This window comes from Paenibacillus sp. FSL K6-3182 (genome assembly GCF_037976325.1).
Classification (GTDB): domain Bacteria; phylum Bacillota; class Bacilli; order Paenibacillales; family Paenibacillaceae; genus Pristimantibacillus.
The window spans coordinates 3,895,082-3,917,611 of the sequence record NZ_CP150265.1 but is presented as its reverse complement, the minus strand read 5'-3'; the positions used below and the strand labels follow the sequence as shown (position 1 = coordinate 3,917,611).

General features: G+C 46.3%; 19 protein-coding genes. 17 read left to right on the top strand and 2 right to left on the bottom strand.

Going from position 1 to position 22,530, the window contains the following annotated elements:
• Positions 1–13: 13 nt before the first annotated feature.
• The 5 genes from MHH56_RS17185 to MHH56_RS17165 all read left to right on the top strand — a co-directional run bounded on the left by MHH56_RS17185 (position 14) and on the right by MHH56_RS17165 (position 5,408).
• On the top strand, positions 14–1,528 hold the full coding sequence (locus MHH56_RS17185; RefSeq protein ID WP_339209632.1) for a carboxypeptidase M32: 1,515 nt from the start codon (positions 14–16) through the stop codon (positions 1,526–1,528).
• A gap of 157 nt (positions 1,529–1,685) precedes the next feature.
• Positions 1,686–2,696 (top strand): ABC transporter substrate-binding protein, encoded by a 1,011-nt coding sequence (locus MHH56_RS17180; protein ID WP_339202732.1) that lies wholly within the window; start codon positions 1,686–1,688, stop codon positions 2,694–2,696.
• 27 nt (positions 2,697–2,723) lie between these two features.
• Entirely contained in the window at positions 2,724–3,521 is a 798-nt protein-coding gene (locus MHH56_RS17175) for an ABC transporter ATP-binding protein (protein ID WP_076265790.1), read from the top strand.
• A gap of 82 nt (positions 3,522–3,603) precedes the next feature.
• Positions 3,604–4,401, top strand: a complete 798-nt coding sequence (locus MHH56_RS17170; RefSeq protein WP_339209630.1) for an ABC transporter permease — start codon at positions 3,604–3,606, stop codon at positions 4,399–4,401.
• A 38-nt stretch (positions 4,402–4,439) separates the two neighbouring features.
• A complete protein-coding gene (locus MHH56_RS17165; RefSeq protein ID WP_076265791.1) occupies positions 4,440–5,408 on the top strand; it encodes an aromatic acid exporter family protein in 969 nt (322 codons plus the stop codon).
• A gap of 223 nt (positions 5,409–5,631) precedes the next feature.
• Here MHH56_RS17165 and MHH56_RS17160 read toward each other — a convergent pair whose 3' ends face one another.
• Positions 5,632–5,766: a hypothetical protein gene (locus tag MHH56_RS17160; RefSeq protein WP_339202731.1), complete on the bottom strand. Its 135-nt coding sequence runs from the start codon at positions 5,764–5,766 to the stop codon at positions 5,632–5,634.
• Between the two features lie 244 nt (positions 5,767–6,010).
• On the opposite strand from MHH56_RS17160, the gene MHH56_RS17155 reads away from it, so the two are divergent.
• Both MHH56_RS17155 and MHH56_RS17150 read left to right on the top strand, forming a co-directional pair.
• On the top strand, positions 6,011–6,574 hold the full coding sequence (locus tag MHH56_RS17155; RefSeq protein ID WP_076265792.1) for an outer spore coat protein CotE: 564 nt from the start codon (positions 6,011–6,013) through the stop codon (positions 6,572–6,574).
• Positions 6,575–6,713: 139 nt separating this feature from the next.
• On the top strand, positions 6,714–8,132 hold the full coding sequence (locus MHH56_RS17150; protein ID WP_339202729.1) for a hypothetical protein: 1,419 nt from the start codon (positions 6,714–6,716) through the stop codon (positions 8,130–8,132).
• A gap of 1,123 nt (positions 8,133–9,255) precedes the next feature.
• Here the strand turns inward: MHH56_RS17150 and MHH56_RS17145 are convergent.
• Positions 9,256–9,660 carry a hypothetical protein gene (locus tag MHH56_RS17145; protein ID WP_339202728.1) on the bottom strand — a complete coding sequence of 135 codons (405 nt, stop codon included), beginning with the start codon at positions 9,658–9,660 and terminating at the stop codon, positions 9,256–9,258.
• Between the two features lie 191 nt (positions 9,661–9,851).
• Between MHH56_RS17145 and mutS the strand changes: the two genes are divergently transcribed.
• From mutS to MHH56_RS17095, 10 genes are all read left to right on the top strand, one after another.
• Positions 9,852–12,551 carry a DNA mismatch repair protein MutS gene (gene mutS / locus MHH56_RS17140; RefSeq protein ID WP_339202727.1) on the top strand — a complete coding sequence of 900 codons (2,700 nt, stop codon included), beginning with the start codon at positions 9,852–9,854 and terminating at the stop codon, positions 12,549–12,551.
• Between the two features lie 27 nt (positions 12,552–12,578).
• The gene (gene mutL / locus MHH56_RS17135; protein ID WP_339202725.1) at positions 12,579–14,660 is read left to right on the top strand and encodes a DNA mismatch repair endonuclease MutL; all 2,082 of its coding nucleotides are present in this window, start codon (positions 12,579–12,581) and stop codon (positions 14,658–14,660) included.
• Positions 14,657–15,433, top strand: a complete 777-nt coding sequence (locus MHH56_RS17130; RefSeq protein WP_339202723.1) for a class I SAM-dependent methyltransferase — start codon at positions 14,657–14,659, stop codon at positions 15,431–15,433. The genes mutL and MHH56_RS17130 overlap by 4 nt, the downstream gene beginning before the upstream one ends.
• 44 nt (positions 15,434–15,477) lie before the next feature.
• Entirely contained in the window at positions 15,478–16,443 is a 966-nt protein-coding gene (gene miaA, locus MHH56_RS17125; RefSeq protein ID WP_339209628.1) for a tRNA (adenosine(37)-N6)-dimethylallyltransferase MiaA, read from the top strand.
• Between the two features lie 17 nt (positions 16,444–16,460).
• Positions 16,461–16,706: an RNA chaperone Hfq gene (hfq, locus tag MHH56_RS17120; protein WP_169081614.1), complete on the top strand. Its 246-nt coding sequence runs from the start codon at positions 16,461–16,463 to the stop codon at positions 16,704–16,706.
• A gap of 152 nt (positions 16,707–16,858) precedes the next feature.
• Entirely contained in the window at positions 16,859–19,339 is a 2,481-nt protein-coding gene (locus tag MHH56_RS17115) for a PBP1A family penicillin-binding protein (protein ID WP_339202720.1), read from the top strand.
• A 17-nt stretch (positions 19,340–19,356) separates the two neighbouring features.
• Positions 19,357–19,995 carry a peptidylprolyl isomerase gene (locus tag MHH56_RS17110; protein ID WP_339202718.1) on the top strand — a complete coding sequence of 213 codons (639 nt, stop codon included), beginning with the start codon at positions 19,357–19,359 and terminating at the stop codon, positions 19,993–19,995.
• 224 nt (positions 19,996–20,219) lie between these two features.
• A complete protein-coding gene (locus MHH56_RS17105) occupies positions 20,220–20,777 on the top strand; it encodes a DUF402 domain-containing protein (protein ID WP_076265800.1) in 558 nt (185 codons plus the stop codon).
• The gene (locus tag MHH56_RS17100; protein WP_339202716.1) at positions 20,774–21,451 is read left to right on the top strand and encodes a YdcF family protein; all 678 of its coding nucleotides are present in this window, start codon (positions 20,774–20,776) and stop codon (positions 21,449–21,451) included. The genes MHH56_RS17105 and MHH56_RS17100 overlap by 4 nt, the downstream gene beginning before the upstream one ends.
• An 89-nt stretch (positions 21,452–21,540) precedes the next feature.
• A complete protein-coding gene (locus MHH56_RS17095) occupies positions 21,541–22,530 on the top strand; it encodes an AAA family ATPase (protein ID WP_339202714.1) in 990 nt (329 codons plus the stop codon).

The window sequence follows — 22,530 nt, the reverse complement described above, 5'->3', positions numbered from 1 at the left end:
AGGTGGAACAATGATGTCTACAAAACATACGGAAGCTCTGCAAAATTTCAGAGAAACCATTCGCAAAATTTCGAGCTATGAGGAAGCACTCGGAGTTCTATATTGGGATTTGCGCACAGGCGCTCCGCGCAAAGGAATGGATAATCGCTCAGAAGTCATTGGCGTGTTATCCGGCGATCATTTTAAGCTCGCTACATCACCTGAACTAGGAGAAAATCTGTCCACACTGGAGGATCGTTCTGTATACTCAGAGCTCAGTGAAATCGATCAGCGTTTAGTTGCGGAAACTCGCAAGGAGTACGATCGCAGCATCAAAATACCACCAAAGCTATATCAAGAATATGTGGTGTTATCCTCGCAATCCGAAAGCAAATGGGAAGAAGCGAAGGAAAACAATGATTATGCAAGCTTCCAGCCCTATTTGGAGAAGGTCATTTCCTATACAAATCAATTTATTGACCTTTGGGGACCGAAAGAGACTCGTTATGATACGCTTCTTGATCAATATGAACCGGGCATGACCGTTGCTGAACTTGACCGAGTGTTTGGCGGTTTACGCGAGCAGCTCGTACCACTAGCAGCAGCGATCGCTAACTCGCCGCATCAGCCAGATACATCATTTCTGAAGCAAAACTATGATAAATCGTCTCAAAAAGCATTTAGTCTATACATATTGGAGCAAATGGGCTACAACTTTGAAGCAGGCAGGCTCGATGAGAGCGCTCATCCATTCGCTACAGGACTTAATCCCGGTGATGTTCGAATTACGACAAGATATTTGGAGGACGATGTAACAAGTGCATTGTTCGGTACAATTCATGAAGGCGGTCATGCGCTTTATGAGCAAAATATTATGGAAGAGCTTATCGGCACAACACTTTGCACCGGAACTTCCATGGGGATTCACGAATCGCAATCCCGCTTCTGGGAAAATGTCATTGGCCGGAGCAGACCTTTCTGGAATCGTTATTTCGGCGAGCTACAACAACGTTTTCCTGGCCAGCTAGATGTGAGCGTTGATCAATTTTATCGTGGGAATAATGTTGTGCAGCCATCGCTAGTTAGAATAGAAGCAGATGAGCTGACTTATAATCTGCATATCATTATCCGCTATGAGATCGAGAAGCTTATATTTAATGGCGGCGCGAAAGCTGCTGATCTTCCAGCTATCTGGAATGAAAAATACAAAGAGTATTTAGGCGTGACTCCGCAAAATGATGCAGAAGGCGTTCTTCAAGATGTTCACTGGTCTGGTGGAGCTTTTGGTTATTTCCCTTCCTATTCACTTGGCAATATGTATGCGGCTCAAATCGCAGATACGATGGAGCGTGATCTGCAAGGTTTCTGGGGCAGTGTAGAAAAAGGGAATTTACTGCCGATTAAGCAATGGCTTAGCGAGAGAATTTACAAATACGGCAAGCTGAGAACGCCTTCTGAGCTTATCCAGAGCGTTACTGGCAAACCGCTTGATCCACAGCATTTGGTTGCTTATTTAACGAAAAAATATACAGACATCTACAAGCTGTAATATATAGCTAAATTTACTAACAAGATGAGAAGGCTGTCCAATCGTCCAATGACGATAATGGGCAGCCTTCTTTTTGTGCATGTATTCACCGCCCTTCGCTAAAGCGCATAGGCTGAAGTACATTTATTAAACGCATAGTTGCAGAAGGGACTCAAAAATGAAAAAACGAATGGTATTGACGATGCTGCTCGCCGCAGTGCTAGTCATGATAAGTGTACTGGCTGGATGCGGGAAAGGCGATTCAGGCAATGTGAAGATTCGTATCGGCGAAGTAACGCGCTCATTATTTTATGCACCAGAATACGTAGCTGTCGCAAAAGGCTTTTTTAAAGAGGAAGGGCTCGATGTGGAATTAACGACTACGCCGGGCGGTGACAAAACGATGACGGCATTGCTCTCGAATGCGATCGACGTTGCATTGGTGGGATCGGAAACGTCCATTTATGTGTATCAGCAGGGGACGGATGATCCGATCATTAATTTTGCCCAATTGACTCAAACCGATGGTACTTTCCTTGTAGCTAGAGAGGCTGATGCAAACTTCGATTGGAACAATTTAAAAGGCAAAGTATTCCTTGGCCAAAGAAAAGGCGGAATGCCGCAGATGGCCGGCGAGTTTGCGTTAAAGAAGCTTGGCATCGATCCGAAAGCGGATTTGGAGCTGATTCAAAACGTTGATTTTGCAAACATACCTGCAGCCTTCGCATCGGGTACTGGCGATTATGTCCAGCTATTTGAACCGACAGCTTCGATTTTTGAGAAGGAAGGCAAGGGGCATGTGGTCGCATCATTTGGTGAGGAAAGCGGTCACCTTCCTTACACGGTGTTTATGGCTAAGAAAAGCTATATCAACAAAAACAAAAAAGCTATTCAATCGTTCACGAACGCTGTTCATAAAGCGCAGCTCTGGGTTAAAGACAACAATGCAGAAGCAATTGCCGATGTTGTGCTGCCATATTTTGAAAATGTGGATCGCGATATTCTTATCAGCTCCATTGACCGTTACAAAAAACAAGGCTCGTTCGCTACAGATCCAATCATTGATGAAGGGGAATGGAACAACCTTCTTGACGTTATTACGAGCGCGGGAGAACTTCAGAAGCGTACCGAGCATAGTGAAATTGTAGATACTAGCTTTGCCGAAAAAGCAATCGAAGCAGTGAAATAACTGCCGGCATGAAATGGAGGCTTAGGCATGATGGATGTACCCGTGCTTGAGCTGCAGCAATTATCACATGTATATGTGAATGAAAAAGGAGCCTCCCTCGCGGTCGAACAAATTGAGCTGACGGTTAACCGCGGGGAGTTTATCAGCTTGGTTGGTCCTAGCGGCTGCGGCAAGACGACGGTGCTTAGTCTGTTAGCCGGCTTGTTTCCACCGACTAAGGGGCAAGTACTGCTAAATGGTGAGCGGGTTGTGGGACCTTCGCCCAAGGTAGGCTACATGCTGCAGCAAGATTATTTATTTCCATGGCGTTCTATCAAAGAAAATGCCGCAATTGGACTTGAAATAAGCGGACGCAAATCAGAAAAGGCGCTTCAAGCGGTAGATGAGCTGTTAGTTGAGCTTGGGCTGCCGGAATCCGGGCGCAAATACCCTCATGAACTATCAGGTGGAATGAGGCAGCGAGTCGCACTTGCAAGAACTTTAGCTACAGAGCCGGAAGTGCTTCTGCTCGATGAGCCTTTCTCAGCACTTGATTTGCATATCAAGCTTCAACTTGAGGATTTGGTTCATCAGACATTGAAGAGACTTGGCAAAACAGCGGTTCTCGTCACACATGATTTGGCAGAAGCTGCTGCAATGAGTGACCGTGTTATCGTGCTAGGCAGAAACCCCGGACATATTCGATGTGAAGTGGAAATACCGGAAGAGATTCGTCAAGCAACCCCGATGGCGGCTCGCAAGCTCCCAGACTTTCAACAATTGTTTGATCGCTTATGGGAGGAGCTTGATGAGGACGACATGGAAGGGGGTGGAAATGGTGGATGAACGAAGCGGGCGGGATATATTGAATAACGACAAAACAGGTAAAGCTGCTGTATCTGGTATTCAAGAGGATCGCCTGACTTGGATGGGCGAGCTGCACACTCGGTTCAAGGAACACAAACGGCGTATTACAGCTGCGGTCATCACAACACAGTTTGTGCTGCTGCTCCTGTTTATCGGTCTATGGGAAGCAGCTGGGCGCAAAAATTGGATTGATCCCTTGCTGTTCAGCTATCCCTCCAAGATGTTTCTACAGCTTTGGAAGACGATGGCGGACGGCTCCATATGGCCCCATGTTGGCATGACCGTGACAGAAACCGTCGTAGGTTTCTTGCTTGGTACGATTTTAGGCACTGCGATTGCCGCTTTGCTATGGTGGTTCCCATTTCTATCTCGTGTATTCGATCCTTATTTGGTCGTCCTCAATAGTATGCCAAAAGTGGCGCTTGGACCTATTTTTATCGTTGGACTTGGACCAGGCTTTATGTCGATCGTTGCTATTACGCTATCGATAACTGTCATTATAACGATTTTGAACATTTATAATCGATTTCGTGAGATTGACACCGGTTATATTAAGGTGGTAAGGCTGTTTGGTGCTTCCAGACTGCAATTGTTTAAGCTAGTAATTTTGCCGGGTTCTTTTCCAGTTATTATTTCAACGTTGAAAGTTAATGTCGGGCTAGCGTGGATCGGCGTCATCGTTGGTGAGTTTCTCGTCGCAAAGCTAGGTTTAGGTTATTTAATAATATATGGCTTCCAAGTATTCAATTTCACATTAGTGTTATCAAGCTTGATTGTGATCGCTGTTGTCGCTACGGTTATGTATCAGTTAGTTGCAATGCTGGAGAGAAAGTTGACTGAGGGTTGGCGCGAGCGTTAGGATGTAGAAATAAATCCTACTTAACGCGAGGTTATTTCATGGGCATTCGTATTATCAAAACGGCGTTGGCCGCCATTGCAGCCATTTATACCGCAGTCTATCTCGGATTGGAGCCGCCGCTTGGCGCCGGCATTCTTGCCATACTTGGCGTTGAAGTGACGAGGATGAAGGGGATTAAGAGCGCATTTGTGCGATTTATCGCTTCTGTGCTCGGACTTTTTTTTGCTTCGCTAATCTTTACTGTATTTGGTTTTCACATTTGGGCAGTTGCTATATTCATTCTCATTACTTTTCCAATATTGTCGCGCTTCCAATTGAAGGATGGCATCGTTACAAGCTCGGTTATCGTATTCCACCTTTTCAATCGGGCAGAGGTGACAACCGATATTATTGGAAACGAAATTATGCTCTTATTTGCAGGTTTGGGATGGGCAACCATCGTGAACATCATTTATATGCCTAAGGATGAGCATCAACTTAGCTTCTTTCGTTCTTCAATTGAGCAAAACTTTGCCGTCATCTTTCAAGAAATGTCGCTGACGCTGCGAGATCCATCGCATATATGGAACGGCGGCGAAATTTTGGAAGCCTATAACGCGATTGAGGAAGGAGCCCAGCGCTCCGTTCGCAATCGCGAAAATCGGCTTTGGGGCCAAGAGCAATATTGGTCCACTTATTTTGAAATGAGACGTCAGCAGCTCGAATCCATCCAGCAAATGATGGTTAAGCTTGCTTTCGTATATGAAAAGTTTCCTCAAGCGATTATGATCGCAGATTTGTTTGATCAGCTGTCTAGCGATGTGAAATCAGATGTTTATAAAGGCAGCGTCGGAGAGCGGCTGCTAGAGCTGTCTCGATTATTTCAAGCGATGGAGCTGCCAAAAACAAGAGATGAGTTCGAGGTTCGCGCTTCGCTACTCATGCTTTTAAGGGAGCTTGAACGGTATTTAGGCATCGCGAAGCGATTAAAAAAAAGAAAAGTCATGACGTCCGAACTTCGACCATAGAATGTAAAGGGAAAAATTCGTTGCGAGGCAAGCGTAAATAGCTGTGGCGACATTCGTAGACATAGCTATTGTACCGCCTAGAAATTCAAGTGTGATTATGGCGTAATAAAGTAATTGCATGGATTTCTGGCGTATGCGGCTGTGGCGGCATTCGTAGACATAGCTATCGTATCACGTTGAAATACGAGTGGCTTATAGGTTTTAATCTATAACCGCTTGAATTTCAAGCGTAAACGGCTGTGGCGACATTGGCAAACCTAACTATCGTTTTGCGCACATATGCGAGCGTGATTGTAGAGATAAAAGCTATAATCGCATGCATATCAATCGCAAGCAGTTCTGCTAGCCATTTCGGCACAGCATACGTTTAGCTGAGAAATATAAGCATCGTTATAAGTGTGGCACTTATGTATTCTTATATTTCAAGCGTAACGGCTATTTCCGACATCAGGCGGCTCTAGCATCCGTTCCGCAGTGATCTATATGGATCGCTATAAGTATAAAACTTATATAATCTTATATTTCGAGAAAATAAACAGTCACCCTAGACGAATGTCCTGCATACACTTTAAATGAATGATTGTATGGAGGAGGTTAAATCAATGACTATTGCAGATAAACAGCTACAATACAGAGAAATAATTACGAAAGCTGTCTGCGGCAAAGGTCGTAAGTTTTCCACTGTAACCCATACCGTAACGCCGCCTCATAATCCAACCAGTATTCTGGGAGCATGGATCATCAACCATCAGTATGAAGCGGTTCGTTCGGGCGACGGCATTGAGGTAATTGGTACTTACGATATCAACATTTGGTATTCGTACAGCAAAAACTCGCAAACAGACGTAGCTAAGGAATCCGTGCATTACGTCGAGCATGTCAATCTATCCTATGTAGACCCGAAACATCGGCCTTCTACGGTGGAAGTGTCAGCCGAGGTAGTTCAGGAGCCAAACTGTATCGAAGCGAATATTTCTTCGAACGGTTCTGGCGTCGTGATTCGTGTAGAGCGTGAGTTTTCGGTGGAGCTAGTCGCCGAGACTAAGGTTTGTGTAGCGGTTCTTCCAGGCGGTTGCGACGACCTGGACGGCAAGGATTTGGAATTCAGCCTCGGCGATAATGATTATGAGGATTTGGATCCAGATCTGCTGGACGATGAGTTGTAAGCAAGCCGGGAAGCTTTGCTGTCAAGGTATCATATGCTGCGCGAGCGGCAAATTCGAGGGCGAAAGCCCTCTTTTTTTTTGAAATGATAAAAAAAGCGAAAATTTATGTATACATCCCTTGTTTAAAGGCGGGAAAGCAATGGCTTCGACGTGGATATGGCGGGGCAGCTACGATCGGCTGGAGAAAATTACATACGATGCCAACGAGCAGCATACCTCAGGCGAGCGCAATGGGCAGCCGCTGCATGCCGAGCACTGGTCAACAGTGAGAGCAGGGGATGCTGTGCTCTCATGGTCAGACGCCCGCACAATCGATAGCAGCCGTTTCACAGGGATGTGGATACTTAATGTCAACGGTCACATTGCCACAAATTTGCTTGATTTGGAGAAACAGCGCATTTGGCGCCGAGCTGGCTTGTGCGGCGGTCCTGCGATTCAGAGTGAACGATTGTACCGTATCAGCGTCGTCCATTTGGAGCCCGTCGAAATGCTGAGAATTGATGCATCGGGGAAAGTGATGCAAATTAAGTCTTTGCTGCCAATCAGCGGCGGTTGGCCTGATGATCCAGCGCTGCGAAGAGTGGCGCGTACCGCTGTAGCGGCACTATATGCGCTTGGCCTCGATATTGGCGAGGCCGAGGTGTGGCTTGGCGGGGACGGGCGCACAGCCGTCCGCGATGCATGGCCGAAGCTGAGGGACACGAGGCTGGAGGCCGCTTCGCTTAGGCGATTCGCCGCGTGGCATGCCGCGGCGAGAGCGGAGACTGTGGATCGGCAGCTGCTTATTGGCGCCGATCCGGAGTTTGTGCTTGTGACGCCAGCGGGGAAGATCGCTTCGGCGTCACGGTTTTTTGGAGCTGGCGTCGGGGGGGAAGCCGGTGCCGACGCCTTGCTCATAGGGCGACGGCTGCTGTATCCCGTCGCCGAGCTGCGGCCAGAGCCGGCCGATAGCCCGGCCGCGCTCGCCGCGAATGTGCGGCGGCTGCTGCTGCGCGCCGCCGATCGCATAAGCGACCCGGCGCTGCGCTGGGCCGCTGGAGCTATGCCCGTGCCGGGGCTTGCGCTCGGCGGGCACATTCATCTTAGCGGAGCGCCGCTGACGAGTCGCTTGCTCCGCTTGCTGGACAGCTACGCGGCATTCCCGCTCGCCCTTGTAGAAGACCCCGCAGGGCGGGCCCGCCGTCCAAGGTATGGAACCCTTGGAGACTTCCGTCTGCAGCCGCATGGCGGGTTCGAATACCGCACGCTGCCGAGCTGGCTTGTATCGCCTGCGGCAGCCAAAGCCTCTTTCGCGCTCGCGCTTATATGCGCCCGCGAAGAACAAAATCTATCCTACATGCCGTCCCTACAGGAGCGTTATGTAGCAGCATATTATTCCGGCGACCGCGCAGAACTAGCGATCTGCTTGGATGGCCTCGCTTCAGCACTCTCGGCCACAGCAAGCTACTCTGAGCTCTCACCATACATCGAGCCATTGTTTGATGCCGCAAGAAAAAGCAAGACCTGGGATGAAAGCTCAGATATACGCGTCAAATGGAGACTGCCAATAAGAAGATAAGCGTTGTGAAGTGGCATCTGTAAGTCGCTATTGTTTGAGTTATTACTTCTGAGTGTGTTAATTAACTCGGTACACGCTGCACTTCTCTTTTATTATGTTTTATTTACTGTTGCTGCAAGAAGATGTGCAAAATAGGAGTTGAGCTCCATATTGAACAGAGTATGGAGCGAATGTGTCGGTTTTCGATAACATTGGTATATTTATAACGGACATACGATCCGCTTTTTTGGAGAATCGTGCACATATTTGTACCTAACGGACATACATTCCGCTATTTGAGCAAAAGGGAGCTAAAAACTAGCTCCAGGAGCCAAATAAGGGATTCTATGTCCGTTAGTAATGTGTAAACAGCCCAAATGAGCATAATAACGTATCTGATGTCCGTTACCTCATCGCATATGTCACCGCACACCTCCTAATGGACATACGATCCGCTAATTTCTATAATCAAGCACATATTTGAACCTAACGGACATACATTCCTCTATTTGCGCAAAAGAGAGTTAAAAACTAGCTCTTGGAGCCAAAAAAGGGATTCTATGTCCGTAAGTAATGCTTAAATAGCCAAACTGAGCATAATAACGTATCTGATGTCCGTTACCTCATCGCAAAAGTCACCACACACCTCCTAACGGACATATGATCCGCTATTTACAAGGATCGGGCGCATATTTGATTCTAACGGACATACATTCCGCTATTTGAGCAAAAGGGAGCTATAAACTAGCTCGAGGAGCAAAATAAGGGATTCTATGTCCGTTAGTAATGTGTAAACAGCCCAAATGAGCATAATAACGTATCTGATGTCCGTTATCTCATCGCAAAAGTTACCGCACACTACCTAACGGACATACGATCCGCTATTTTGGAGAATCGGGTGCATATTTGAACCTAACGGACATACATTCCGCTATTTGAGCAAAAGGGAGCTAAAAACTAGCTCGAAAAGCCAAATAAGGGATTCTATGTCCGTTAGTAATGCATAAACAGGCAAAATGAGCATAATAACGTATCTGATGTCCGTTATCTCATCGCAAAAGTCACCGCACACCTTCTAACGGACATACGATCCGCTATTTTAGAGAATCGGGCACATATTTGAATCTAACGGACATACATTCCGCTATTTGAGCAAAAGGGAGCTATAAACTAGCTCGAGGAGCCAAATAAGGGATTCTATGTCCGTTAGTAATGCATAAACAGGCAAAATGAGCATAATAGCGTATCTAGTGTCCGTTAAACCTTCGTCTTTCTCCCATTTCACAAGGTACCTCATCTCCACGCAATCACAAATTTTTAGCATTCCTCTCTGAAGCCAGCTAACAAAAACAATGCTACTGGTAACCATCAGAAAACACAGCTCCCATGAAGTCACATGTTTAACTAGCTCCCAGGAGTTAACTCCAAAAACCCCAAAAACCCCAAAAACCCCAAAAACCCCAAAAACCCCAAAAACCCCAAAAACCCCAAAAACCCCAAAAACCCCAAAAACCCCAAAAACCCCGTACCCCCCTCCAAACCCCCTCACACAAAACAAACAAAACCACGCACAACCCGTTTCACTTATGGCGCACATCTGTTCCGCTTGTTATAATGAATATCTACTGTTTACTGCATGGGCGCAAAAGGATTAAATCATCGCACGCATGTAATTAACGATATTAATTATTTGAACATATACGGAGCAGCATGCTGCCTACGTTTTTGAGGAGGATCGGAATGGCTGGATATACTCCAATGATTTTGCAATACCTAGCGATCAAAGAAGAGGCAAAAGACGCTTTTTTATTTTTTCGATTAGGCGATTTTTATGAAATGTTTTTTGATGATGCAATAGCCGCTTCGCGCGAGTTGGAAATTACGCTGACAGGCCGAGAGGGCGGCGGCGAGCAAAAAATACCGATGTGCGGTGTACCTTATCATTCCGCTGAAAATTATATTAGCAGACTAGTGGACAAAGGCTACAAAGTAGCCATCTGCGAGCAGGTCGAAGATCCGGCAGCGGCAAAAGGCGTTGTCCGCCGCGAAATTGTTCGGATCATTACACCCGGTACCGTTATGGAATCGAAGGCGCTTGACGGAAATACGAACAACTTTATTGCGGCGATCGTTCGCTCCCATGGCTTGTTCGGGCTTTCGGCTTGTGATTTATCGACAGGTGAGCTCTATGTAACCTCATTCCAAGAGCATGTCGAAGCACTCATTGATGAGATTAATGTTTACCAGCCATCGGAGCTGGTCGGAGACAAAGAACTGCTCGACCGTGTTCAAGCTGCAGCCGTCTGGAATAAGCAGCTGCTGCTAACTGCCCGCGAGCCAATGGATGCGGAGAAGCTTACTGAGCAGTTCGGAGAGCAGGAGCTTGCCAAAATATCTGGAGCACGGCTGCTGGCGGTTAGTGTACTTACGGGTTATTTGGACGAAACACAAAAACGTTCACTTGGTCATGTGCGTTCGATAACGAGCTATGAACCTAATCAATATATGATTTTGGATCACTATACACGTAGAAATTTGGAGTTAACCGAGACAGTTCGCGATCGTAACAAGAAGGGCTCGCTTTTATGGCTGCTTGATCGCACACAAACGTCAATGGGAGCGCGGCTTCTGCGCCGCTGGATCGACAAACCGTTATTAAACAGCGCTGCCGTTGAAGCTCGTTTGGATGCAGTGGAGACCTTATACCTTAATTTAATTTTGAGAGATGACATACGCTCAGAGCTTCAGCCTATTTACGATCTTGAACGGCTTGTCGGCAGAGTAGCTTTTGGCAGCGCAAATGGGCGCGATTTAAATGCACTTCGCAGCTCGCTTCGCCGCATTCCGCAGTTGACTGCTTTGTGTGAACAGTCTGGCTCAGAGGTCCTCAAAGCACTAGTGGACGGAACAGACAATTGCTCCGATTTAGCTGATCTGATTGAAACCGTGTTAGTCGACGATCCTCCAGTTACCATTAGAGAAGGCGGATTAATCCGTGCTGGCTATGATGATTATTTGGATCAGCTGCGCGAGGCAAGCACGAACGGAAAAAAATGGCTGGCTGAGCTCGAGCGTCAAGAGCGCGAGGCAACAGGCATTAAAAATTTAAAAATCGGCTATAACCGCATTTTTGGCTATTACTTAGAAGTTTCTAAAGCAAATTTATCAAGCTTGCCTGAAGGCAGATATGAGCGCAAGCAAACATTGGCTAACGCTGAGCGTTTCGTAACTCCTGAGCTCAAAGAGAAAGAGCGGCTGATTCTCGAAGCAGAGGATAAAATGGTCGATCTGGAGCATGAACGGTTCATCGAGCTGCGTGACCATTTGTCGCAACACCTTCATCGGCTGCAAAAGGCCGCTGCCATAATTGCTGAGCTTGATGTTTACCAATCGCTGGCGACGGTCAGCGCTGAACGTCGTTTTTCGCGTCCGCGCGTGACTGAGAATTATGATTTGCATATAGAGGATGGAAAACATCCAGTCGTAGAGGCGATGATGGATGGTACGCCATTTATTTCAAATGGTACCTCGCTCCATAAGGACGAGCAGTGGATGCTCCTGATCACAGGGCCTAATATGGCTGGTAAAAGCACATACATGCGCCAAGTGGCACTCATTTGCATCATGGCTCAAATGGGTTGTTTTGTTCCTGCTAAGTCAGCAGTTATTCCGTTAATCGATCGCATTTTTACAAGAATCGGTGCGGCTGACGATCTTATCGGCGGGCAAAGCACCTTCATGGTTGAGATGAAGGATATCCAGCTAATGACGGAGAAAGCAACGGCGAACAGCCTTGTTATCATTGATGAGCTGGGCAGAGGCACCTCAACGGGTGAAGGAATGGCAATCGCACAAGCAGTTATTGAGTACGTCCACCATCATATTGGATGCAAAGCACTGGTATCCACGCATTTCCATGAGCTGGCGCATCTCGAGGAATCTTTGCCATCTTTGACTAACGCACGTATGGCGGTTGAGGAAAGCGGCGATAATGTAACGTTTCTGCGAAAGCTGATTCCAGGTGCTGCAAGCACTAGTTACGGAATTTACTGTGCACAGCTTGCTGGACTGCCTCAATCGATCATTGGAAGAGCGTATGAGCTGCTTGATGAGACAATAGCGTACGAAGCTCCGAAAGCAACAGCTGGCATTGAAAGTGCTGTTTCTAGCAATCGTTTCACTTATCCAGTACCGGAGGACTCTTCAGTTTTTTCCAATACCAGCACTCGCAATGAGCGAGTTAAGGAAACTAGTTCAATGGTACAGCTTTCGATATTTGATGAGCCAGCAGCTGCTGTGGAAGCTGAGCCCGTGCGGAAGAAAGCGAGTCCTAAAGCGGAGCAGCTGGCTGATCAATTGCGCAAGCTCGATTTGTTTAATTTGACGCCAATGCAAGCTATGCAGTGGCTTAACGATATGAAATCGAAATTAAATGACTAGTTTCGTGAAAGGGGGAACAACAACGTCATGGCAAAAATTAATATATTGGACGAGCAGTTAGCCAACCAAATAGCCGCAGGAGAAGTGGTAGAGCGGCCTGCTTCAGTCGTCAAAGAGCTTGTTGAAAATGCGGTAGACGCTGGCAGTACAACGGTCGATATTATGATTGAAGAAGGCGGCTTATCGCTTATAAAGGTCATCGACAATGGCTACGGCATAGAGGCAGCCGATATCGTAACCGCATTTCAGCGGCATGCGACGAGCAAAATCTCTACAGCAAGCGACTTGTTCCGTATTGCGAGCCTTGGCTTTCGCGGAGAAGCGCTGCCAAGTATCGCAGCTGTTTCGAGGCTGCAGTGCACGTCTTCTGAAACGTCGACAGGACTTGCTCGCAGGATTGTGATAGAGGGCGGCAAGGTTACCATTGATGAACCAGCAAATGCGCCGCAGGGCACAGAAATGACCGTGCGGGATTTATTTTATAATACACCTGCACGCCTTAAATATATGAAGGCAATTCAGACGGAGCTAGGACATATTTCCGACTATATTAACCGCATCGCACTTGCTCATCCGGGCATAGCATTTACGTTCAAGCATAATGGAAATGTACTGCTTCGTACGCTCGGAACTGGCGATCGACTTCAAGTCATTGCGGCCGTTTATGGCTCAAATACAGCGAAGGTGATGCTCAAGATCGAAGCAGAAACTTCAGATTACGAGCTGAGTGGCTATATCTCGAAACCGGAGCTCACACGTGCGAATCGAAATGGAATTACTGCAATCGTTAATGGACGTTACATTCGCAGTCATACGATTAATCAGTCTTTGCTGCAGGCTTATCATACGCTGCTGCCGATCAATCGTTTTCCGCTTGCGATATTAGAAATAGGGATGCATCCAAGCTTGCTCGACGTAAACGTTCATCCATCCAAAATGGAGGTCAGGTTCAGTAAAGAACCGGAGCTTCGTACGATGATAGAGGATGCGATTAAAGCGGTGTTAGGTCGCCAGCGGCATATTCCGGGCCCAGAATCAAGCAATAAATTGGAGCGTTCAAAACCATTGTTCGTTCAAGATGCGATTTCTTTCCATCGCCCTGAGCCCATGGCGGAATCGTTTAAGCCTTACCAACCAACAACGACAAATAAGACTTCATCGACGCCTTACAAGCCACCGGTTATTGATCGGGAATATGTTCCTAGGAATGCGGCAGAGAAGCTTTATGCTCCTCCTCCAACGTTTCCTATTGATAACTTTACCGTCCGTGAAGCTCCCGCGCATATGGAGCAAGCATCTAATGATTCGGATTCTAATCTAAAATCACTTGAAACAGCCTTAGACACTGCTTCGTTACAGAACGCTGCTCAAGAAGCAGCTGTGACCCTTGAATTCGCTGAGGATCGAGCTTACCAGACGGATGTACCGCAAGAGAACCTTTTTAATGAGGCGCAGGCGCCAGTAGTTCAAGCTATGATCGCCGAGCTGCCAACAGAAGAAGAAACAGTAGAGGATCAACCTTCCTTTCCTGAGCTCCACTGGATTGGACAGCACCACGGCACCTACATCGTAGCGCAGTCGGAGGATGGTCTTTATTTAATCGATCAGCATGCTGCGCATGAACGGATCAATTACGAATATTTCTTTCAAAAATTCGGAAATCCTGAGGCGGCTAGCCAACAATTGCTTGTTCCTTTAACACTGGAATTTACAGCAGGAGAAGCGATGCAATTAAAAGACCTTATTCCTATGTTCGCGCAAGCAGGCGTGGAGCTGGAGTCCTTCGGTCCTCAAACGTTTCTCGTTCGTTCCTACCCGGAATGGATGCCTCAAGGCGAGGAGCAATCCTTGCTTGAGGAAATGGCAGAACTGCTCATCTCCGAGCGAAAAACGATTGATATCGGAAAGCTTAGGGAAAAGGCGGCCATTATGTGCGCATGCAAAGCCTCCATTAAAGCAAATGATCGTATGAACCGTGAGGAAGGCGAGACACTCTTGACAAGGCTTGCAAACTGCAAACAGCCCTATACTTGTCCGCATGGCCGTCCAATCATCGTGCATCTATCGACCTATCAGCTCGAAAAAATGTTCAAGCGGGTGATGTCTTGATTGTTACAACAACGGCTAAGCCTTCAGAACGGGCTTTGGAGCAAGCAAGCCGGCTTTCTGAAGAGCTAGCCGCTTCGCTCAAAGTACGCGGAAACTTAACGGTTAACAAACTATTATCGTTAAGCGATGACAGTCAGTTAATCGTCGTAACCGAAGAAGAGGTTCGTTATTATGACGGACAATCAGAGACGCCGCTTTATTTTCACCCCAGCATGGCATATGTGCGGGTAAAACGGATTCGGCGCGGTGAAACAGATCCTCTTATCCAACTTTCGGGATGTTTGGAAGGGGATCAAATCATTGATTGCACAGCAGGTCTTGCGTCGGATTCACTTGTGTTTTCATATGCCTCTGGACCTAAAGGAGCTGTTACAGCGATTGAGAGCCAGCCCATCTTATGCGCTATCGTTCGAGAGGGTCTAGCAGGTTATGAGACAAGCCTTCCTGATGTGAATGAGGCAATGAGACGTATTGACATGAAGTGCATGAATCATTTGGATTACTTAAAAAAATTGCCTGACAATAGTGTTGATATCGTTTATTTTGACCCTATGTTTCGGAAACCGATTAACGAATCCAGCTCGATGGAGCCGCTCCGCGGCATTGCAAATATGGACGCTTTGTCGGACGAAGTGATTGAACAAGCGAAGCGTGTTGCCAGGAAAAGCGTAGTTCTAAAGGAGCATCAAGCTAGCGGTGAATTTGCAAGGCTCGGATTTGAACGCAAGCATGTGAATACTTCGAAAATTGCATATGGAGTGATAAAGCTTTGAATGAAGAAATAAACAATACGCAGTTAGATCAAGAAGGGCATCCGATTCGCAAGCAGCCTTTGCTAGTCCTCATTGGTCCTACAGCTGTAGGCAAGACACGAATGAGTTTAGATATTGCAAAAGCTTGGAATGCAGAGATCATCTCAGGCGATTCCATGCAGGTTTATCGCGGCATGGACATTGGTACTGCCAAAATCGGACTTGAAGAGCGAGAAGGCATTCCTCATCACCTTATTGACATTTGTGAGCCGGACGAAGCGTATTCTGCTGCAGATTTTCAAGCAGGAGCAACGAAGGCGATCGCGGAAATATCGGAGCGAGAAAAGCTGCCGTTTATCGTTGGAGGTACTGGCTTATATGTGGAGTCCGTTTGTTATCAGTTTCAGTTTGCTGAAATTGGTTCAGACGCTGCATTCCGGCAAGAGCAAGAGCATTATGCGGCTGAATTTGGCGCAGAAGCTTTGCATGCGCGTTTAGCTGCCATTGACCCTCCAGCAGGGCAGAGATTGCACCCAAATGATATGCGGCGCGTCATCCGCGCGCTGGAAGTTTATCACATGACTGGACAAACCTTCTCCGATCAGCAAGCCGGTCAAACTAAGGTATCTCCATACGAGCTTTGCATCATCGGTTTGACTATGGACCGTGCGGAGTTGTATCGTAGAATAGAGCTGCGGATAGATGAGATGATGAAGCTAGGTTTAGTAGATGAGGTGAGGCGCCTACTTGAGAGAGATTTGCCGCCTGCAGCAGTTGCTATGCAGGGTCTTGGCTACAAAGAGATTGCACAATATTTACAGGGAGAATGCTCATTGGAAGCAGCGGTAGAGCTACTGAAAAGAGATACTAGAAGGTTTGCAAAACGCCAGCTTTCCTGGTTCCGTCATATGAAAGACATTCATTGGATTGATATGGGGGAAAATTTTCACAACAATTTGCAATCTGTTCATGATATAATAGCAGGAAAGTTTCAAGTTAATCTTGAATATACTTCTAATCAATCTTTTTAAGACGGGGGTAACGTCCAATGAACAAATCGATCAATATTCAAGATACGTTCCTGAATCAGCTTCGCAAAGACAACATACCGGTTACGGTTTTTTTAATGAATGGCTTCCAAATTCGGGGCGTTATTAAAGCGTTCGATAATTTCACGATTATCATCGACAGCGAAGGTCGTCAACAAATGGTATACAAACATGCTATTTCGACGTTCACCCCGCAGCGGAATGTTTCTCTTATGCAGCAGGATCATAACGGCTCCGATTCATAGGCTTAATCAGTTAGTGAAACTTTCTTATAACGTGTCTCGTTTAACTAGATAGCGGCAGGCAAGAGCAACCCCGCTCCAAGCTGGGTTGCTCTTTTCATTTTGTGGTAAAACTAGATTAGACAGACAATTGAACAACAGGAGGGGAGTCGGCTATGGCTGAACGACCAAGCAAAACAACTGCACCTAAAACTTCTAAACAAAAGAAGAAAAAGAAGATATCAGGAAAGAAATGGTTTTATGGATTATTTTTCACTGCTGTAATCGCCATCGTATGCGGCTTGATCGGATACTTGCTTATCGTGTTGAACGGTGAACGAGTTCTGACTGAAAATGCGAACAAGCTGACTATGGGTGAAGCATCCATCATTTATGATGTGAATGGCAATGAAATTTCACGATTGTCCGATCCCAATGAAAATCGTGAGATTGCTGAATTTTCGGAAATTCCAAAGCAATTGCTTGATGCTATTGTTGCAACAGAGGACCAACGTTTCTATGAGCATTCAGGAATCGATTTTTTTGCTATCGGACGTGCTGTTGTGAAGGACGTTATCGCTCGCAGCGCTGTTGAGGGGGCAAGTACGATTACCCAGCAGCTTGCCAAAAACGTATTTCTAACCGCGGATAAGACGTTTTTCCGTAAAGCAACGGAAGCCTCTATTGCGGTAGCGCTTGAGCACAAAATGTCCAAGGAACAAATATTAACGATGTATTTGAATCGAATATTTTTTGGCAAGAGAGTACATGGCGTTAAGGAAGCAGCCAAGTATTATTTCGACACTGATCTTGATAAGCTGGAGCTTTGGCAGATTGCTACTATTGCCGCTATGCCGAAAGCGCCGAACCGCTACAATCCAATAAATCATCCTGAGGATTCGATGAACAGGAGAGCAGTCGTGCTTAAGCTTATGTACGATCAAGGCTTGATTACGGCAGCAGAGATGGCAGAAGCGAAAGCGGTCGTGTATGAAATCCCTAAAAATCATGAAGAAAGAAATACCGAAAAGTATCCAGCATTTATTGATTATGTGGTTGAAGAAGCGATGGAGAAGACTGGGAAATCCGAGGAAGAGCTTCGGATCGGAGGTTTCCGGATTTATACGTCGCTAAACCCGCAAGCACAGGATACGATGGATACACAGTTTAACGATGATGACAACTTTGAGAAGAGCAAGGATGACCAACAGGTGCAAGGCGCAATGATCATTATTGATCACCGCGATGGCACGATTCAAGCTTTAACAGGCGGCAGAGATTACGTGAAAAAGGGACTTAACCGGGTAGAGGTTCCTCGCCAGCCAGGTTCAGCTTTCAAACCGATTATCTCTTACGGTCCTGCTCTTGAAACGGGCAAGTATTATCCATGGACTGTACTTGCAAATGACAAGAAATGTTACGGCAGCTATTGCCCAACAGATAGATGGGGAGCAACTGCAGTTACGATGCAGCAGGCGATTAAGGATTCTCGAAACCTTGCCTCCGTTTGGATGCTGAATCAAGTAGGCTTGAAGCAAGGGTTTGCTTTTTCAAGCAAGCTTGGCATCGAGCTTGAGAAAGATGATCGTAATTTAACAGCTGCTCTTGGGGGCTTGTCCAAAGGTGCAACGCCTATGCAAATGGCAACTGCTTATAGCGTGTTTGCGAACGGCGGCAGATCTGTTGATCCTCATGCGATTTCGAAGATTGAAGGCAAAAATAATTATAAATACGAATATAAAGCTCCACCTTCTAAGCAGCTCATGTCTGAAAGCACTGCCTATTATTTGACCGAGATGATGCAGACGGTCGTACAAAAGGGCGGTACGGGTACAAGAGCAGCAATTGATCGTCCATTGGCAGGTAAAACAGGTACTACTCAGCATGGTATTCCAGGCTACAAAGGCTCGGGTATCCGGGATGCCTGGTTTGTTGGCTACACGCCGGAGTGGACAGCAGCCGTATGGATGGGATACGATAAGACAAATGTGGAACATATCCTTAAAACGGGCAGCAGTCAAGCGGCTTCCATGTTCTCCAAGGTTATGAAACCTGCAATGAAGGATGTAGCGAAGTCAAGCTTTAAGAAACCGCAAGGCATTAAAGAAAATAAACCGCCGGCAACGATAACAAATTTTAAAGCAGTATTTATTCCAGAAGAAATGAAGGTTCAATTGTCGTGGGATCCGTATCAGGATGGAAAGGTCACTTATCAGGTTTACCGCAAGGAAGCTTCAGAAAGTGACTTCATCCGCTTCGTAGACTCGCTCACTTCCACAGGGGTAGATGATATGAGTGCATTCCCGGGAATGACCTATGAATATTATGTTGTGGCTTATGATGCTGAGCAGGATATGGAAAGTGCTCCATCTCAAAAAGTTAAGATCAGCATTCCGGAAACAGAAGTGAATCCGGATGTGCCAATGGAGCCGAATCCAGATGAGCCAGACGGAGGAGAGCCCACACCTCCAGTAGAAGGCGGTGATGGAGAACCGACGCTGCCTCCAACTGATGGTACAGATCCAGGAACAACTGAACCGCCAGGATCAGGAAATGGGACGGGTGAACCAACACCGACGCCAACTCCAAGCACTGGCACAAATACGAACAACAGCAACAATGCTCTAGGAAATACTGAAACCGGCGGCAATACGTAAGAAACGGGTGGTTAGCAATGGCGAATAGAAAGAGAGCACCATTCTTGTATTTAATCATTGTTGTCGCAGCAGTTATGGTTATAGCTGGCTGCGGCAAGGATGGTTCAGGAAGGGATAGTGCTTCAGCTTCAGCCAAGTTGATGAACTGGGACAAGATGCCTGATATGCAGATTGATCTCGACAAGTCGTACTTAGCAAAGTTTAAAACGACTAAAGGCGATTTTACAGTCAAGCTGTTTACGGAAGACGCGCCGGTAACGGTGAACAATTTTGTTTTTCTCGCTAGAGAAGGCTTTTATGATGGATTAACTTTTCACCGTATTATTGAGTCTTTCATGATTCAAGGCGGAGATCCAAAAGGAAACGGATACGGTACTCCAGGTTATTCGATTCCAGATGAACTAAGTTCGGAAATGAAATACGAAGAAGGAATTGTCGCGATGGCAAACGCAAGCAAGCCTAATTCGGGAGGCAGCCAATTTTTTATTTGCACAGGACCTGATGCTGCAAATTTAAACCGCGAGCCTAATTATACGATTTTCGGCAAGGTGGAGAGTGGCATGGATGTTGTAAAAGCCATTTCGAAGACGCCTTTGAAAAACAACTTGCCAACTGAAAATATCGTCATTGATTCGATTGAAATCGTTGAGCAATAAGAGGAATACCGCCTTTCGGGGCGGTATTCTTTTTATTTTATTGCAAAGTGCTTGGTTTATTTTGGCTGTCGGCTGGAGATGGACGTTAAGTTATGGTAATCTTTTTTTATAGGTAAATTTCAACTGTCGTTGGTCGCAAAATGTTCGTTGTGTAAACAAAGCCAAGAAGAGCTGTGCAGGTTGTTTGCGAGCTTTTCCCAAATGAACGGAAGGGTACGTTCCGTATGAAGAGAAAATTTTCAGACCGAGCTAACTGGCGGCGTATCTTGCGTAAGAGCTATACGTGCCTAGCGCTGGACGGTGAAGAGTTCAAAGGTCTCGTGACGTTTTACCGGATTCATGAATTGCGTGAGCCGTTATGGAAGGAATATAACGGACGTAGATTATGTTTGGCAGATCGCGGATACTTGTGGATGCAGCATTTTCCAAGAGGCGAGCATTTTGTCGTCACGACGATGTTTGATGACAAGGGACGCGTCGTGCAATGGTATATCGATGTTTGCAAAACGCAAGGCTTAACCGATCAGCAGGTGCCTTGGTTCGATGATTTATATTTGGATGTGGTTGTGCTGCCTAGCGGTGAGGTATTTCTCATGGACGAGGATGAGCTAGAGGATGCCTTAAGGCAAGGTGATGTTAATGGCAAGGATGTTGCACTTGCACGCAAAACAGCAGGGAAATTATTATCGAGCATACGAAACGGACGGTTCCGGTATTTTACGCTGAGCCTTAAGCATCGCAAGAGCTTGCTTGCAAAAACCGGGGAATTAAGCGAATCATGAGGAAGGCAACCGTCTCAAGGAGCAGCCCGCGCAGAAGATCGAAGAAAAAGCGACCGTGGCTGCTCTTGTTTCGTGTTGTTGCCTGGTTAATATGTGCAGGCGTGTTCTGGTGTGGATATTTACTGTGGTTAATTAATGGTTTCGATACGAATAAGCCACTTGTTCCATCGGATGCAGGCATCGTTCTTGGTGCTGCTTTGTGGAATGATGTGCCAAGTCCAGCACTGAAGGAACGGCTTGACCTTGCTTGGCAATTATACAAGGCGGGTACGGTAGACAAGCTTATTTTGACAGGTGGATTGGATGGCAACGGTTCAAAGAAAACAGAAGCCGAGGGTATGAGAGACTATCTCATAACAAAAGGTATTTCAGCTGACAAGCTGTTGCTAGAAAATAAGGCGACCAGCACGTACGAAAATCTTGAATTCAGCAAGAAGATCGCAGAGCACCAAGGCCTGTCAACACTAATTGTCATCACCCATGATTATCATGCTGCAAGATCAACGGAGATAGCCAAAAAGCTTGATTTTGTTCAGTTTCAAGTCGCTGGTACAAAATCAAAGGTGCTAAATCCTGTCTATAATGAGTCGCGTGAAGTACTAGCTTTTACAAAGTGGAAGCTCGACTCTTTATTGCTTAGTCTCGGATTTCACTCTTCCGATTCGAAGCTGTAAATCTGCTAATATGCTGCTGCAAAGTAGAATAAACTTGTAGTGCGGTTAGCCGCTACAGCTTTCGAAGCAAAGGATAGGTGATGCCACAGATGAGTGGACACGTCAAATCGGGATCCGGCAATGGCACTGCAAGGCCTTCCCGTCAAATCAATGTGGTCCTAAGAACGCAAGAAACATTTCAGACTGGGGCCTCTGCTCCTGCTTTAGAGACAGAACCGTTGCCTGCAGTGAAGCCGCTGCCGGGCGTCGATCATTATGCTGACATTCAGAAAGAGCTTGAACCGATGATTGGCATGGACAATGTGAAATCTCTTGTGTACGAAATATATGCGTTGCTTTATATTAGCCGAATGCGTTCTGAAGCAGGATTATTTGGCGGCTCTCATGTGTATCATATGATTTTTAAAGGCAATCCAGGGACAGGGAAAACAACAATCGCCCGCATCGTCGCGAAGCTGTTTCAAAAGATGGGTGTACTCACCAAAGGACATTTGATTGAAGTGGAGCGAGCTGATCTTGTTGGCGAATATATTGGACATACCGCTCAGAAGACGCGAGATCTCGTTCGAAAAGCAATCGGCGGCGTGTTGTTTGTTGATGAAGCGTACAGTCTAGCTCGGGGCGGGGAAAAAGATTTTGGCAAGGAAGCAATCGATACGCTTGTAAAAGCAATGGAGGATCACAAAAATCATTTTGTGCTCATACTCGCGGGTTATCCTGCCGAAATCGACGATTTTTTGCTCACAAATCCAGGATTGCCGTCACGTTTTCCGATCCAAATTGAGTTTCCAGATTATTCGGTTGATCAACTGATTCAGATTAGTGAGCTCATGGCTAAGGACCGTGATTATATATTGCAGCCTCAGACCATATTTAAACTAAGACAGCATTTAATGCAGGAAAAGCTAAACACTATGTTCTCGTTCAGCAATGCCAGGTATGTTCGAAATGTGATAGAGAAAGCGATCAGGTTTCAGGCCGTTCGTTTGCTTACGCAGTATGCCAGTTCCGTTCCCGCAAAGCAGGAATTAATGACGATTAGACCAGATGATTTAAAGTGGGACACGAAACCAATATGA

Excerpts from the sequence above, each read along its gene's own strand:
- mutL (WP_339202725.1), top strand. The coding sequence starts at position 12,579 with ATGGCAAAAATTAATATATTGGACGAGCAGTTAGCCAACCAAATAGCC.
- MHH56_RS17095 (WP_339202714.1), top strand. The coding sequence starts at position 21,541 with ATGAGTGGACACGTCAAATCGGGATCCGGCAATGGCACTGCAAGGCCT.
- MHH56_RS17100 (WP_339202716.1), top strand. The coding sequence starts at position 20,774 with ATGAGGAAGGCAACCGTCTCAAGGAGCAGCCCGCGCAGAAGATCGAAG.
- MHH56_RS17180 (WP_339202732.1), top strand. The coding sequence starts at position 1,686 with ATGAAAAAACGAATGGTATTGACGATGCTGCTCGCCGCAGTGCTAGTC.
- hfq (WP_169081614.1), top strand. The coding sequence starts at position 16,461 with ATGAACAAATCGATCAATATTCAAGATACGTTCCTGAATCAGCTTCGC.
- MHH56_RS17115 (WP_339202720.1), top strand. The coding sequence starts at position 16,859 with ATGGCTGAACGACCAAGCAAAACAACTGCACCTAAAACTTCTAAACAA.
- MHH56_RS17175 (WP_076265790.1), top strand. The coding sequence starts at position 2,724 with ATGATGGATGTACCCGTGCTTGAGCTGCAGCAATTATCACATGTATAT.
- MHH56_RS17165 (WP_076265791.1), top strand. The coding sequence starts at position 4,440 with ATGGGCATTCGTATTATCAAAACGGCGTTGGCCGCCATTGCAGCCATT.
- MHH56_RS17105 (WP_076265800.1), top strand. The coding sequence starts at position 20,220 with ATGAAGAGAAAATTTTCAGACCGAGCTAACTGGCGGCGTATCTTGCGT.
- MHH56_RS17185 (WP_339209632.1), top strand. The coding sequence starts at position 14 with ATGTCTACAAAACATACGGAAGCTCTGCAAAATTTCAGAGAAACCATT.
- MHH56_RS17155 (WP_076265792.1), top strand. The coding sequence starts at position 6,011 with ATGACTATTGCAGATAAACAGCTACAATACAGAGAAATAATTACGAAA.
- MHH56_RS17110 (WP_339202718.1), top strand. The coding sequence starts at position 19,357 with ATGGCGAATAGAAAGAGAGCACCATTCTTGTATTTAATCATTGTTGTC.
- MHH56_RS17150 (WP_339202729.1), top strand. The coding sequence starts at position 6,714 with ATGGCTTCGACGTGGATATGGCGGGGCAGCTACGATCGGCTGGAGAAA.
- mutS (WP_339202727.1), top strand. The coding sequence starts at position 9,852 with ATGGCTGGATATACTCCAATGATTTTGCAATACCTAGCGATCAAAGAA.
- MHH56_RS17170 (WP_339209630.1), top strand. The coding sequence starts at position 3,604 with ATGGGCGAGCTGCACACTCGGTTCAAGGAACACAAACGGCGTATTACA.